Source organism: Rhizobium sp. NLR8a, assembly GCF_019685235.1.
In the GTDB taxonomy this organism is placed as follows: Bacteria; Pseudomonadota; Alphaproteobacteria; order Rhizobiales; family Rhizobiaceae; genus Rhizobium.
This window is the reverse complement of the sequence record NZ_JABDWI010000011.1, coordinates 58,141-72,638: the sequence shown is the minus strand read 5'-3', so window position 1 is coordinate 72,638 and position 14,498 is coordinate 58,141. Positions and strand designations below refer to the sequence as shown.

The window sequence follows — 14,498 nt, the reverse complement described above, 5'->3', positions numbered from 1 at the left end:
TCTGGGAGGAGGGAGTATGGCAAACGTTCAATTCGCGGATGTCCGGAAATCGTTCGGTGCGCATCCTGTCATCAAGGGAGTGGACATCGATATCGCCGACGGCGAATTCGTCATCCTCGTCGGCCCTTCGGGCTGCGGCAAGTCCACGCTTCTGAGGATGCTGGCAGGGCTCGAGAACATTTCCGGCGGCGAGATCAAGATCGGCGGGCGCGTGGTCAACACGCTGCCGCCGAAGGACCGCGACATTGCCATGGTGTTCCAGAATTATGCGCTCTACCCGCATATGACGGTGGAGCAGAACATGGGCTTCTCGCTCATGCTCAACAAATCGCCGAAGGCGGAGGCCGAAAAGCGGGTGAAATATGCCGCTGGCATCCTCGGCCTCGACAAGTTGCTCGACCGTTATCCGCGCCAGCTTTCCGGCGGTCAGCGCCAGCGCGTCGCCATGGGCCGCGCCATCGTGCGCAATCCGGAGGTCTTCCTGTTCGATGAGCCGCTGTCCAACCTCGATGCGAAACTGCGCGTCGCCATGCGCGCCGAGATCAAGGAACTGCATCAGCGCCTGAAAACGACGACCGTCTACGTCACCCATGATCAGATCGAGGCGATGACGATGGCCGACAAGATCGTCGTCATGCATGACGGCATCGTCGAGCAGATCGGCAGCCCGCTCGAGCTCTACGACCGCCCCGCCAATCTCTTTGTCGGCGGCTTCATCGGCTCGCCGGCGATGAACATGATCCACGGCAGACTCGATCCGGAGAACCCCAGCCAGTTCGTCGCCGCCAACGGCACGCGGCTGCCTGTCGCCAATCCACCGGCGAGCGCTATCGGCCGCGACCTCGTCTACGGGCTGCGCCCCGAATACATCTCGCTCGATCCCAACGGACTGCCGGCCGAGATCGTGGTGATCGAACCGACCGGCTACGAGACGCATCTGACCGTCCGCCTCGGCGGCAGCGATGTCAGCTGCGTCTTCCGCGAACGTGTCGATGCCCGCCCGGGCGAAGCCATCCGGGTGGCGATCGACGCCAAGCATGTCCATCTCTTCGACGCCGAAGGCGGCATGCGATTGACCGACTGACGCCGGCGGGACAAGGGGAGAGGAGGAGTCTCCCGTTCCGCCGGAGCGCAAGCATTCGAGGGGTGAGCCCCCACGGGAGCACAAGCTTTCCGTATCGCGGATGCCAGGCCGCCGTTCACCAAGCGGGAGGTGAATGCCGGAGAATTGCTCCCGCTGTTTCAATGAGGAGGAATCTCATGACGATCAAGAGACGTGAATTTCTTGCTGCATCGGCAGCCGTTGCCGGTGTCGCAGGTCTCGGCATCAAGCCGTCCTTTGCGCAGGCCGAACCGACCTACACGCCGGAAAGCGGCGCCAGCCTGCGGTTGCTGCGCTGGACGCCTTTCGTGAAGGGCGATGAGGAGGCCTGGCTTGCCAATACCAAGAAGTTCACTGAAGCCACCGGCGTGGAAGTGCGCATCGACAAGGAGAGCTGGGAGGACATCCGTCCGAAAGCCGCCGTTGCCGCCAATGTCGGCTCCGGTCCGGATCTCATCATGTGCTGGTTCGACGACGCGCATCAATATCCGGACAAGCTGGTCGATCTCACGGAACTCGGCAACTATCTCGGCAACAAGTACGAAGGCTGGTACGACGGCCTGAAGGGTTACGCCACCCGTGACGACAAGTTCATCGCCATGCCGCTGACGACGATCGGCAATGCCGTGGTCTATCGCGACAGCCATGTCAAGGCGGCCGGCTTCAACGAATTCCCGAACGATACCGCAGGCTTCCTCGAGCTCTGCAAGGCGATGAAGGCAAAGGGCACGCCCGCCGGTTTCCCGCACGGCAAGGCGGTCGGCGACGGCAACAACTATGCCCATTGGCTGCTCTGGAGCCATGGCGGCAAAATGGTCGACGAAAGCGGCACGGTGACGATCAACAGCCCGGAAACGCTCGCCTCGATCAACTATGCCAAGGAACTCTACGCAACCTTCATTCCGGGCACGGAAAGCTGGCTGGATGTCAACAACAACCGCGCCTTCCTCGCCGGCCAGGTATCGCTGATCGCCAACGGCGTCTCGGTCTATTACACGGCCAAGAACGATCCGAAGCTCGCCGAGATCGCCAAGGACATCCGCACGACGAATTTCCCGATCGGACCGGTCGGCAAGAGCGTCGAGCTTTTCCAGACGAGCTCGCTCCTGCTCTTCAAGCACAGCAAATATCCGGAAGCCGCCAAGGCCTACATCAAGTTCATGATGGAAGCCGATCAGATGAATGCCTGGATCCAGGGCTCCAGCGCCTATTGCTGCCAGCCGCTCAAGGCCTTCGCCAAGAACCCGATCTGGACTGCCGACCCGGTCCACGCGCCCTATGCGCTCGCCTCGGAAAAACTGCGCCCGAACGGTTATGCCGGCCCGCTCGGCTACGCCTCGGCGGCGACCATGGCGGACTACGTGCTGGTCGACATGTATGCCGCCGCCGTCACCGGCCAGAAGTCGCCCGAGGACGCGATGAAGGAAGCCGAGCGCCGGGCAAATCGCTACTACCGCGTCTGATCCGGAGCCGGGACATGCGGCATGCCTGGTATCCGGCATGCCGCGAGCTCCTCAAGGACTGAATGCAATCTGGAGATAAGCAATGTCGACCTTGAACTCGGGGGATAAGCGCGGCCCCTCGCTGATGCAGAACAACAACGTGCTCGGCTTCCTCTTTATGCTGCCGGCTGCCGTGTTCCTTGTTTGCTTTCTCACCTATCCCCTGGGGCTCGGCGTCTGGCTCGGTTTTACCGACACGCGGATCGGCCGGGACGGCATCTTCGTCGGCCTGGAGAACTATGAGTTCCTGGCCGATGACGCGGTTTTCTGGCTGTCGGTCTTCAACACCATTCTTTACACGGTCATCGCCTCGGCGCTGAAATTCGCGCTCGGCCTCTGGCTGGCGCTGCTCCTGAACCAGCACCTTCCGTTCAAATCCTTCTTTCGAGCGATCGTGCTGTTGCCATGGGTGGTGCCGACGGTGCTTTCGGCGCTGGCCTTCTGGTGGATCTACGATTCCCAGTTCTCGATCATCTCGTGGTCGCTGATGAAGCTCGGGCTGATCAGCGCGCCGATCAACTTCCTCGGTGATCCCACCAATGCGCGGATATCGGTCATCGTCGCCAATGTCTGGCGCGGCATCCCCTTCGTGGCGATCTCGCTGCTTGCCGGCCTGCAGACCATTCCGGCCTCGCTGCAGGAGGCGGCCTCGCTCGACGGCGCCACGAGCTGGCAGCGCTTCCGCTATGTGACGCTGCCGATGCTGACACCGATCATCGCCGTCGTCATGACCTTCTCAGTGCTCTTCACCTTCACGGATTTCCAGCTGATCTACGTGCTGACCAAGGGCGGGCCTGTTAACGCCACGCATCTGATGGCCACACTCTCCTTCCAGCGCGGCATTCCGGGCGGGCAGCTCGGCGAGGGGGCGGCCATCGCCGTCGCCATGATACCCTTCCTGCTCGGCGCCATCATGTTCAGTTTCTTCGGTCTGCAACGCCGCAAATGGCAGCAGGGCGGACAGGATTGAGGAGCAAACCATGTCGACCAATCTCAAACCCGCCGATGAGGTCCTGACCGACAATGCCGAGGGCATGAGCTATCTGAACCGCCTGCCGCGGCGCGTGGCGATGCTCTACCTGCCGATGGCCGTCTTCGTCTTCGTGCTGCTCTTTCCCTTCTACTGGATGGCGATCACCGCCGTGAAGCCGAACGAACAGCTGACCGACTACAACAATTACAGCCCCTTCTGGGTGGTCGGGCCGACGCTCGACCACATCAAGTACCTCTTCCTCGAGACATCCTATCCCGGGTGGCTGTGGAACACGATGCTGGTGGCCGTGGGGTCGACGGCGCTGTCGCTGGTCGCCTCGGTGTTCGGCGCCTATGCGATCGAGCGTGTGCGCTTCACCGGCTCGCGCCAGATCGGCCTCGTCATCTTTCTCGCCTATCTTATTCCGCCGTCGATCCTGTTCATCCCGCTCGCCTTCATCGTCTTCAAGCTCGGCATCTACGATTCGCGGCTGGCGCTGATCTTCACCTATCCGACGTTCCTCATTCCCTTCTGCACCTGGCTGCTGATGGGCTATTTCCGCTCGATCCCGTTCGAGCTCGAGGAAAGCGCGCTGGTGGACGGTGCCAACCGCTGGCAGATCCTGGTCAAGATCATCCTGCCGCTTGCCGTGCCGGGCCTGATCTCGGCCGGCATCTTCGCCTTCACGCTCTCCTGGAACGAGTTCATCTACGCGCTGACATTCATCCAGTCCTCTGAAAACAAGACCATTCCGGTCGGCGTCCTGACCGAACTGGTGCGCGGCGACGTCTTCGAATGGGGATCGCTGATGGCGGGTGCGCTTTTCGGCTCGCTGCCGGTCGTTATCCTCTACTCCTTCTTCGTCGACTACTACGTGTCCTCGATGACGGGCGCGGTGAAGGAGTGATCTGAACCCTTCAACCTTATCTCGCCAGCATACGCGCAAGCATATGTCTGATATGGTGCTGAGCACCGTAGAAAATCGCAGCAATAACGATCTTGCGATTATTTTCTACGGGCAAGAACCAGACCACCGTCTTGTCCCTCCGAAGACAACGGATGCCAGGGTAAATGTCGGGGCGCAATGTCCCGATATAAGGCGTATCGACGAGACGGTCGATTTCGACACGCAATTTACGGATTCGTTCAGCGGTACGCTCCAAAGCCTCGTCAGGCGAGTCTCCGAGTTCGACATGGGAGTCGAAGAGATGATCAAAAATCAACTCAAAATCGCGTTCGACATCCTCGGAATATTCAAGGGTCCACACGATCAGCCCGCCGCTTCCGGTCGATCATTGTCTCGACGCGGCTTTCCATTTCCGTCGTGGAAATCCTCGGGCCGTTCAAACGCCGCTGGATTAATTCGTGTAGTGCTGCCGTTTCGACGGTCTCGCTTTCCGTCTTTACGCGGAGAAGCTCTAGGCCCTGCTGAAGAACGGAACTCATGCTGGAATACCGGCCGCTCTCCACCAGCGACCGGGCAAACGCGTCCTGCTGGTCGGTCAGCGAGATCGACGATTTGACACTCATCCGTTTATCTCCATCGAGCCGAGTTTGCTACTCAGTAGCACATTTGTCGACGTGACGAAAGCTTTCATCTGTCGTCATTGAAGGCAGGCCCCACCATTGGCCGTTTTTGCTACTAAAGCCGCACTTTCCAGAGAAACGAGTTTCGTCTGCTTTACAGCCACGGGCAATATTGTGCCAAGAGAGTCCGCAACGACCGATACGATCAACTCTTTACAACTAACATGTCAGTCTGCTACACCTGACTCATTAGCCGGGAGGAACAAAGTTGACATCAAGATTCGGGCTGTCCGTCGCTCTCGCCACGCCGTTCGATAGCGATGGCAATATTGCGATCGAGGCGATGATCGCGCAAGCGCGGCGCTGTCTTGCCGCCGGGTGCTCCAGCGTGACGCTGTTCGGGACGACAGGTGAGGGGTCTTCCATCGGGAATGGCGAACGGGAACGCATAGTGGCAGCCTTTCTCGATGCCGGCATCGCACCGGGCAACATCATCGTCGGCGTGTTGGTCGATGCCGCAGAGGATGCGGCGATGCAGGCCGGTCAGGCTCTTTCCCTGGGCGCCCGCAACATCCTTCTTGCCCCGCCGTCCTATTTCAAGAACGTCAGCGACGACGGCGTCTTCCAGTGGTTCTCAGCCGTATTCGCCCTGTTGGGCGACAAGGCCCGCGATATCATCGTCTACAATCTTCCCTCCGTGACCATGGTGCCGCTGAGCGTGTCGCTGATCGGCCGACTGCGGACCGCCTTTCCCCATATCGTCACAGGCGTCAAGGATTCCTCCGGCGACTGGCCCTATACGGAGGCGCTTCTTAAAGCGCATAGTGATCTCATCATCCTGATCGGGGACGAGCGGCACCTCGCAAGGGCCGTGCGGCTTGGCGGCCAGGGCGCCATATCGGGCATGGCGAATTTTGTGCCCCGCGAACTCAAGCCGGTGGCCGAAGAGGGCAGGGACGATACTCGCGTTTCCGATTTCGTCCTTGAATTGCTGAAACACCCAGTCATTCCGGCCGTGAAGACGATGATCGCGCGTACGACCTTGGAGGAGATTTGGGTTGCGGTTCGTCCGCCGCTCGTTTCATTATCCGGCGAAGCGCAGGCACAGCTTGCCCTTGCTTTTGACCGTCTTTTTCAATCGAAAGCCGCATAGGTCAGCCATGTTTGCGGGGGAGGCGATGAACGAAACGGAAGAGCAGCCGACACTGCGGGAAAAGGCCTATGCAAGTTTCACGCGCCACCTGCTGGCCCGTGACGTGCGTCCCGGCCAGTTCGTGTCGCAGCGCCGGCTCGTCGAGCTGACCGGGCTGACGCTTGGCGCCATCCGGGAGCTCATCCCGAGGCTTGAGGCGGAGGGGCTGATCAAGACCGTGCCGCAGCGAGGTTTGCAGATCGCTCACATCGATCTCAACCTCATTCGCGAGGCGTTCCAGCTGCGCGTCTTCCTGGAGAAGGAGGCCGTGGCGCTGTTTACCAAATCCGCCTCGGACGAGACGATCGCAAATCTCCTGAAACAGCACCGGGATATCGCCGACGCCATTCGAAGCGGCAACGCGTCGCATGAACTGGAGCTGCACGCGCAGGCCGTCGACTGGGGCATGCACGACGCCTTTATCGATGCGCTTGGAAATACCATCATCTCGAACGCCTACCGCGTGAACTCGATCAAGATGCGCCTGATCAGCCAGGACCGGTTTCGCATCGACGGTCACGTCGGACCCGTGATGGGCGAGCACCTGAAGGTGCTCGAGGCGATCGAGCGCCGGTCGGTGGAGGACGCCGTCAACAGCCTTGTCGCACACATCAACGGTGCAAGGGATCGTGCGCTGAGGATCTAATCGGGAATAAGCAGCCGGAGGTGAGGAGATCGCCGGCGCAAAAGGAGGAGGACTCACATGCCATCATTCTTCAATCCGTCGCGCAGAGAATTTCTGGCGGGTACGGCCGCGCTCGGGGCGAGCAGCATGCTCGGTATGCGCCCGGCCGCCGCCGCGGTCGACTGGAAGCGCTTTGCCGGAACCACGCTTGAGGTCAATCTGGTCAAGAGCCCGCGTAGCGAAATCCTGACCAAGTACCTGTCCGAGTTCGAGGAACTCACCGGCATCAAGGTCAATGCCGAGGCAACGCCCGAACAGCAGCAGCGCCAGAAGACGACGATCGAGCTCAGCTCCGGCAAGCCGAGCTTCGACGTCGTGCACCTCAGCTACCACGTCCAGAAGCGGCAGTTCGAGAAAGGCGGCTGGCTTGCCGATATCAGCGGCTTCCTCAAGGACGCCTCGCTGACCGAACCGTCTCTCACGGAAAGCGACTTCGCCGAAGCAGGCCTCGCCTTCGCCAAGGATAGCGACGGCGTTCTGCGCTCCCTTCCCTTCTCGGTCGATTACTGGATCATCTACTGGAACAAGGCGCTGTTCGAGAAGAAGGGGCTTGCCTATCCCCAGAGCTTCGAAGAACTGGCAAGTGCGGCCGAAGCGCTTACCGACCCGTCGACCAACACCTACGGCTTCGTCGCCCGAGGCCTGAAGAACGCCAACACGCCGGTCTGGACGACGCTGCTGCTCGGTTATGGCTCGAGCCCGCTCGGCCCGGACGGCAAGCTGCGCACGACGTCACCGGAAGCGATCGATGCGGCCAAGCTTTACCAGAGGCTGATGACCAAGACCGCCCCTCCCGGCGTCTCCGGCTTCAACTGGGCCGAGGCGCAGTCGGCCTTCCTGCAAGGCAAGATCGGCATGTGGCTCGATGGCGTCGGTTTCGCCCCGCCGGTCGAGAATCCGGAAAAGTCGCGCGTCGTCGGCCAGGTCGGTTACGGCATCATGCCGAAAGGACCGAAGGCGCAAGCCGCAGGCACGTTCGGCGACGGCCTCGGTGTGGTCGCGGCAAGCCAGAAAAAGGAAGCCGCCTACCTGTTCTGCCAATGGGCGATTTCGCACGACATGGGCGCTCGCCTGCTGCAGGCCGGTGCCGGCGTTCCGTTCCGCCAGTCCGTACTTGAGGACGCCAAGGTCCGCGAAGGCGTCAAGATGCCGGGCACATGGCTGGATGCCGTTGCCGGCTCCGGCAAGATCTCGCAGCTCGCCCTGCCGGTCATCATTCCGGTCACCGAGTTCCGCGACATCTATGGCGTCGGTCTCACCAACATGATCGGCGGCGCCGATCCTGAAACCGAACTGAAGACGGCGACGGCACAATTCGAACCCGTCCTGGCGAAAAGCGAGGGATAATGGCCTCGGCAGGCATCGAAACGGCCGCTATGGCCAAGGCGTCGAAAGGAAGGAGCAAACCGGATCGGTTTGCTCCCAACTACTGGCCATTCGTCATCCCGGCGCTCATCGTCATCTCAGCCGTCATCGTCTTTCCATGGGTGTTTACGGTGTGGATGAGCGTCAACAGCTGGACGCTCGGCCAGTCGCAGGTCTTTGCGGGGCTGGACAATTATATCAGACTCGCCACCGACGTGCGCTTCTGGGAGTCACTGTGGCATACGGTGCTCTATACGACGCTTTCCGTGGTGGTTCCCCTTTTCCTGGGGACGCTCGCCGCGCTGATCTTCGATGCCCAATTCCCGCTGCGCGGTCTCATTCGAGGCATATTCGTGATGCCGATGATGGCGACGCCCGTCGCCATCGCGCTCGTCTGGACGATGATGTACCATCCGCAACTCGGCGTGCTCAACTATCTCCTCTCTTTCGTCGGCATCGGCCCGCAGGAGTGGATCTACAATCAGCGCAGCGTCATTCCCTCGCTGGTCCTGGTCGAAAGCTGGCAGTGGACGCCGCTCGTCATGCTGATCGTGCTCGGCGGCCTGGCCGCGGTTCCGCGCGAACCTTACGAGAGCGCTGAGATCGACGGCGCCAATGTCTGGCAGAAATTCCGCTATCTGACGCTGCCGATGATCGCGCCGTTCCTGATGATCGCCGTGATCATCCGCAGCATCGATGCGGTGAAGAGCTTCGACATCATCTATGCCATGACCCAGGGCGGTCCCGGAACGGCATCGGAAACGATTAACATCTATCTCTACAATACGGCGTTCGCCTATTACGACATCGGCTATGGCTCCGCCATGGCGGTCGTCTTCTTCATCCTCATCGTGCTGCTCTCCTTCGTCCTGATGATGATCCGGCAGCGCGTCAACTGGTCCGACGGGGAGGCACGCTGATGAAGCGCAAGACGCTCGACCGCATCGGACTGCTGTTCGTCGCGCTGGTGATGATCTCGCCGGTCGTGCTGTTCTTCCTCTGGATGATCTCGCTGTCGCTGAAATATGAGATCGACAACGGCGCCTATCCGCCGATCTTCATCCCGGAACGTTTCGCCTGGTCGAACTATGTGAAGGTCTTCGAGGAGAACAACTTCTTCCTCTATCTCTGGAATTCACTGCTGGTGACGGGTGCCGCTACGCTTCTGGCGCTGTTGATCGGCGTGCCGGCCGGATACGGCATCGCGCGTCTGAAGGCGGAGAAGTCGGCGATGGTGATCATGATCGCGCGCATGACGCCGGGCCTGTCCTTCCTCATTCCGCTCTTCCTGCTGTTCCAATGGCTGAACCTGCTCGGTACGCTGATGCCGCAGATCATCATCCATCTCGTCGTCACCGTGCCGATCGTCGTATGGATCATGATCGGCTATTTCGAGACGACGCCGATGGAGCTGGAGGAGGCGGCAAGCATCGACGGCGCGACGCCCTGGCAGGTTTTCCGCCTGGTCGCCCTGCCGATTGCGAGGCCCGGCATCGTCGTCGCCTTCATCCTGTCGGTGATCTTCTCCTGGAACAATTTCGTCTTCGGCATCGTGCTCGCCAGCCGCGAGACACGCACGCTGCCGGTCGCCGTCTACAATATGCTGTCTTTCGAACAGGTCAGTTGGGGACCGCTCGCGGCAGCCGCGCTGATCGTCACCTTGCCGGTGCTGATCCTGACCGTGTTTGCGCAACGGCAGATCGTCGCCGGTCTGACGGCAGGCGCCGTCAAGTGAGCATGTGAGACGACCGCCGATGACTTCCTCTGCCTTCGGCCCGCCGCCCGGTCCACCACGCCGCGTGCTCTGCATCGGCGCAGCGGTGCTCGACACCCTGTTCCGCGTTCGCTCATTGCCCACGGGCCAGGGCAAGATCTTGCCCTATGAGATGCTGCAGGTCGCCGAAGGCATGGCGTCGAGTGCGGCATTCGCAGTCGCCCGGCTTGGCGGCTATGCCAGCCTCTGGGGCGCGGTTGGCAACGATACGACGGGCGAACGCATCCTTTCCGACCTCGGGAATGACGGCATAGACACGAGCGGCATGACGGTTGTGCAGGGCGCCCGCTCGGCCGTCTCGACGATCCTCATCGATGATCAGGGCGAACGCCTGATCGTGCCTTTCTACGACGAGCGGCTCCACAATACAGTGAGGCTGGTCACCGAGCAGGAGATGTCTGCTTTCGATGCGGTGCTTGTCGATGTCCGATGGCCGAAGCTTGCACTGCGGGCGCTGATCGCAGCTGGCAAGGCGGGCAAACCCGCCATACTGGACGGCGACGTTGCCGGCGAGGGCGTCATCGAGATGCTGGCGCCGGCCGCCAGCCACATCGTGTTTTCACAGCCTGCGGCCGAGCGGCTTGCCGGGACGGCGGATCTCGTCGAGACCGTCGGCCTGCTAAAACGGAAATTCGAACATGCCTTCATCAGCGTTACGGCTGGCGAAAACGGGTCCCTGTGGTTCGACGACCCAAGCGGCGACATCCGTCACCTCGCCGCGCCGAAAGTGAGAACCATCGACACGCTTGCGGCCGGTGACATCTTCCACGGCGCCTTCGCGCTGGCAATCGCAGAAGGCCTGCCGATCGAAGAGACGATGCGATTGTCATCGATGGCGGCGGCTCTCAAATGCCAGGTGTTCGGCGGACGCATCGGCGCACCCACGCGAGCAGAGGCGTGCGATGCTCTACGGGATTGGAACGTCCGCGTTTCCCAGAAAGCGAGTGATATCAAGTTCAGATGAGGCGGGAAATCGTGGTCCTCGCCGACCGCGAATTGCGCCTCCGCTGCAGGATCGCGTTGCTGGTGAACTCGCTGCCATTGTCGCTGACGATCATCTTCGACACGAGTATTCGGGCGCCTCTCCCTCAGGCTCGGGACACCGTCGCGGAGCACCGTGGATACCACTTTGAGCCTCGGTTCACGTGCGTGACCGGCAATTGATTTCGCGGAACGTCTCGTTCAATTCGCTATCGCAGGATGTAAGATACCGCTATCCGCGAGCAGCAATCTTTCGGGTGGGCATGCGCATTCAGCAACTGGCGAACACGCCACATCCTGCCCCGCCCTCACGGCCGTGAAACAGGAAGACCACGGAGAGGCCCAGCTTCTTCGCCAATTTCAGCCCTCTGTGCTCGCCAAGAACCATCATTGCCGTCGCCCAAGCGTCCGCACTCATGCAATCGTGAGCGATCACGGTCGCCGAGGCGGGCGAATCCTCAAGCGGCATGCCGCGGCATGGATCGATGGTGTGGGAGAGGCGGTGTCCGCCGACATCCACCCAATGGCGATAATCCCCGGAGGTTGCGACGGCTGCATCCTCAAGTTCGATGATGGAATGCGGCGCGCGTTGATGACGATGAGGTTTCTCGACCGCAACCGCCCAGCCCGTGCCGTCAGGCTGCGCGCCGCGGCCGCGTAGCTCGCCGTCAATGGCAAAAAGGCCCGCTTCTATGCCGTGCAGAGCGGCGGCTTCCGCCAGCCGATCGACACCGTAGCCCTTGGCGATGCCGTTTAAGTCGAAGCGCATGTCGGCATCCTTTCGCACCCGCCCGTTAGCTGCGTCGAGCTCCAGGATGTCATGAGCCGGGTTACGGCGTAAGCGGCGAGCAGCCTTTATTGCCTGTGCGTCGGCTTCTCCAACGCCGAATCCCCACGCGGCGACGGCATCGCCTATGCCGATATCGAAGGCTCCGCCTGAAGCCACGCCGACGGCAAGGCCTGCCTGAAGCACCTTCACCAATTGCTCGGGAAGGGCGACCCATTCGCCAGGACGGGCCGCGTTCAGGCGATTGAGATCGCTTTCGGGCTTCCAGGTGGACATCTGCCGATCGACCTCTGCGACGGCACCCGCCATCGCGGCGTAGACCCCAGCGGTTTCAAAGCCGTCTGGCATGTGGAAGAGGGCAGACCAGCGTGTGCCCATGGTGGGACCGTTCAGGGCATGGCGGGCGAGATCAGTAAACGTCTTCGGCATAACGGCCCTCTGCCTTGAGTGCTGCAAGACTTACGCCCTGCGGAATTAGGATTTCAGAGAGAGCGGCGGCCACACCCGCCGCCATGTCACGGCCGCCGCAGACGAGGATCTGGCTGCCTGCCGCGATGAGTCTACCGATCTTAGCGGCATCCTTGCGCAAGATGTCCTGGACGTAGGCCGGATTTGCGGTGCGCGAGAAAGCGGTGGAGACGCCTGCCAGCCGGCCGTCCTGCCTCCAGTCCGACAATTCCTCCGCATAGAGAGCATCGCTCGCCGGATGACGTGTTCCGAAATAAAGATACATGGGGTGGCGGGCCCTATTCGCGCGGGCGAATCCCGCAAGAGGTCCGATACCGGTGCCTGCGCCGATCAGGATGACGGGCCTGCCGCTGTGTAAAGGCCGAAAGCTCGGATTGGAGCGAACGAAGGCCGTCACCGTCTGCCCGGGTTCCAGAGCTGTCAGTTGTCCGGAGCAGAGGCCGCCCGGCTGCTTGCGGACGCAGATTTCGAGGAACCCGTCCTTCGTGCCCGAAGCGATCGAGTAGAAGCGCGGCACTTCCGAACCTTCCGGCAGGATGCCGACCAGGTCGCCGGCTTCGAACCGCGGAAATGCGTTGCCGGCCAGACGCTGCCAGACGGACGGCATCGGCGGAGTGAAGCGCAGGATCACAGTCGTGGCCTGAACGCTTGCGCCATAGTCGCGTCGCGAGACCAGTGAAAGCTCCCAGGTCTTGGGTCTGGTTGGCCGGTGATCGAGTTCGAAGGTGAGCCCGAGCATCTCCGCGAGATCACGGCCCCAGCGAGCAAAATCCGGCGACGACTGACGGTCCACGGTGTCGTAAGGCAGCAGCCTATCCCAGCCCTTCTCTTCCGCCAGCCGCGCGATGTCGGCCGCGAAACCGCAATAGGCAGGGAAGCTCCGGTCGCCGAAGCCGAGAACGGCAAGCGAAAGCCCCTTCTCTGCAGGCGTGCGCCGAAAGCGATCCAGAAAACCTTGCGCGGACGCCGGGGCTTCGGCGTCGCCATAGGTTGCGGCAAGAAGGATGAGCCGTTGCGCGATGGGCCAGCGTGCGGGTTGGAAGCTCGACATTGGACCGACATGGACATGCATGCCATGCGCCGCGAGCGATTTTCTCAGGGTTTCGGCAAAGCCCCAGGTCGTCCCGCCCTCGCTGCCGACGAGGATTATGGTGTCGGCCTCGTCTGCGGAAACGGAACTGCCTTTCTTCTCGCCACGCCCCCTGAACCAGACGGCGAGACCGGTCCAACTGAGGACAGGAACGGCAAGTGCGGAAACACCGAGAAGCAGGCCGAGCCACGCCATTCCCTGACCGGTATGCAGCATGGCGAGGAGGTCGGTCAGGCGATTGACCCAGTTTGAATCCTTCCAGGCGAGCAGTTCGCCGCTACCCTGGTCGATATAGCCTTCGCCGGCAGCCGTCTTGAGGGTAAATACGTCGCTTGCATCGCCGGCAGCCGGAAAGCTGAGGGAGCGAAATGTTTCGACCGGGGTCTCCTGCAGTAGGGTTATGGAGGCGATCTGAGCACCGATGGCGCCACTGACCTGCGATGGGAAGGGCGGAGCGCCGGCCCCCTCCGGCAGATAGCCGAATGTTGAGGCGGTCATCCAGAGTGCGCTTAGCGATGACAGGAGCAGGCCGGGCAGCGCAATCCGCGAGATGACGGCATGGAAGCGTCTGTCGCCCGTGCCTTTTGCAGGCTTCAGCATATGGCGCCAGCCGCCGGCACGGCGCGCCAGCAGGAATAGGCCGGACAGGGTCAGCGTCAGCAGGGATGCCGCGCCGCTAGCGACGATGAGACGGCCACTATCGTCGAGGAGCAGCGCGCGATGAAGCTCGATGAGCCAACGCTCGACGGTCGACGTGTCGGCGCTGCCAGCGGGCGAGCCGGTCGCCGGGTCGATGATGGAAGACGCCGGCTGGTCGCCGGCGAAATAGTGTGCCGTGATCCGGCCGGATGGCGCGCGCCTGATCAGCTCTACTGAGGGTTCCGTTGTCTGGATCCGTGCCGCGAGTTCCGCGACACTGATGTCTTGAGTGACAGGGGTGGTGAGCCCCTCAATGGCCGGGAAGATGGAGAGTGCCGTACCGCTCAGGGCGATGACGGCGATAAGCACAGCGGCGACCAGCCCGAACCAGCGGTGGAGTGACCGGATCATGG

At 61.7% G+C, this 14,498-nt stretch carries 14 protein-coding genes; 10 read left to right on the top strand and 4 right to left on the bottom strand.

What is annotated here, in order from left to right:
- Positions 1 to 16 precede the first annotated feature (16 nt).
- From HJC04_RS21435 to HJC04_RS21420, 4 genes are all read left to right on the top strand, one after another.
- Positions 17 to 1,084, top strand: coding sequence for an ABC transporter ATP-binding protein (locus tag HJC04_RS21435; RefSeq protein WP_210632005.1), 1,068 nt, complete (start codon positions 17 to 19; stop codon positions 1,082 to 1,084).
- 176 nt (positions 1,085 to 1,260) lie between these two features.
- A complete protein-coding gene (locus HJC04_RS21430) occupies positions 1,261 to 2,565 on the top strand; it encodes an ABC transporter substrate-binding protein (protein WP_221147032.1) in 1,305 nt (434 codons plus the stop codon).
- Between the two features lie 82 nt (positions 2,566 to 2,647).
- On the top strand, positions 2,648 to 3,574 hold the full coding sequence (locus tag HJC04_RS21425; RefSeq protein WP_210632003.1) for a carbohydrate ABC transporter permease: 927 nt from the start codon (positions 2,648 to 2,650) through the stop codon (positions 3,572 to 3,574).
- A 10-nt stretch (positions 3,575 to 3,584) separates the two neighbouring features.
- Entirely contained in the window at positions 3,585 to 4,484 is a 900-nt protein-coding gene (locus tag HJC04_RS21420) for a carbohydrate ABC transporter permease (protein ID WP_221123496.1), read from the top strand.
- A 16-nt stretch (positions 4,485 to 4,500) separates the two neighbouring features.
- Here HJC04_RS21420 and HJC04_RS21415 read toward each other — a convergent pair whose 3' ends face one another.
- Positions 4,501 to 4,851 (bottom strand): type II toxin-antitoxin system RelE/ParE family toxin, encoded by a 351-nt coding sequence (locus HJC04_RS21415; protein ID WP_221147160.1) that lies wholly within the window; start codon positions 4,849 to 4,851, stop codon positions 4,501 to 4,503.
- Positions 4,832 to 5,107 (bottom strand): type II toxin-antitoxin system ParD family antitoxin, encoded by a 276-nt coding sequence (locus tag HJC04_RS21410; protein WP_221147031.1) that lies wholly within the window; start codon positions 5,105 to 5,107, stop codon positions 4,832 to 4,834. Before HJC04_RS21410 ends, HJC04_RS21415 begins: the two co-directional genes overlap by 20 nt.
- Before the next feature lie 265 nt (positions 5,108 to 5,372).
- Between HJC04_RS21410 and HJC04_RS21405 the strand changes: the two genes are divergently transcribed.
- Genes HJC04_RS21405 through HJC04_RS21380 form a run of 6 tightly spaced genes read left to right on the top strand, consistent with a single transcriptional unit; the run spans position 5,373 to position 11,084 of the window.
- Positions 5,373 to 6,257 carry a dihydrodipicolinate synthase family protein gene (locus HJC04_RS21405; protein WP_221147030.1) on the top strand — a complete coding sequence of 295 codons (885 nt, stop codon included), beginning with the start codon at positions 5,373 to 5,375 and terminating at the stop codon, positions 6,255 to 6,257.
- A gap of 7 nt (positions 6,258 to 6,264) precedes the next feature.
- Entirely contained in the window at positions 6,265 to 6,942 is a 678-nt protein-coding gene (locus tag HJC04_RS21400; RefSeq protein WP_210631999.1) for a GntR family transcriptional regulator, read from the top strand.
- A gap of 57 nt (positions 6,943 to 6,999) precedes the next feature.
- Positions 7,000 to 8,328, top strand: a complete 1,329-nt coding sequence (locus HJC04_RS21395; RefSeq protein WP_221147029.1) for an ABC transporter substrate-binding protein — start codon at positions 7,000 to 7,002, stop codon at positions 8,326 to 8,328.
- A complete protein-coding gene (locus HJC04_RS21390) occupies positions 8,328 to 9,266 on the top strand; it encodes a carbohydrate ABC transporter permease (RefSeq protein WP_221147028.1) in 939 nt (312 codons plus the stop codon). The genes HJC04_RS21395 and HJC04_RS21390 overlap by 1 nt, the downstream gene beginning before the upstream one ends.
- Positions 9,266 to 10,081: a carbohydrate ABC transporter permease gene (locus HJC04_RS21385; RefSeq protein ID WP_210631996.1), complete on the top strand. Its 816-nt coding sequence runs from the start codon at positions 9,266 to 9,268 to the stop codon at positions 10,079 to 10,081. The genes HJC04_RS21390 and HJC04_RS21385 overlap by 1 nt, the downstream gene beginning before the upstream one ends.
- A 19-nt stretch (positions 10,082 to 10,100) precedes the next feature.
- The gene (locus HJC04_RS21380) at positions 10,101 to 11,084 is read left to right on the top strand and encodes a sugar kinase (RefSeq protein ID WP_221147027.1); all 984 of its coding nucleotides are present in this window, start codon (positions 10,101 to 10,103) and stop codon (positions 11,082 to 11,084) included.
- Positions 11,085 to 11,372: 288 nt separating this feature from the next.
- On the opposite strand, the gene HJC04_RS21375 is transcribed toward HJC04_RS21380, so the two are convergent.
- Positions 11,373 to 12,317: an FAD:protein FMN transferase gene (locus HJC04_RS21375; protein ID WP_221147026.1), complete on the bottom strand. Its 945-nt coding sequence runs from the start codon at positions 12,315 to 12,317 to the stop codon at positions 11,373 to 11,375.
- Entirely contained in the window at positions 12,298 to 14,496 is a 2,199-nt protein-coding gene (locus tag HJC04_RS21370) for a PepSY domain-containing protein (protein WP_221147025.1), read from the bottom strand. The genes HJC04_RS21375 and HJC04_RS21370 overlap by 20 nt, the downstream gene beginning before the upstream one ends.
- Positions 14,497 to 14,498: the final 2 nt, after the last annotated feature.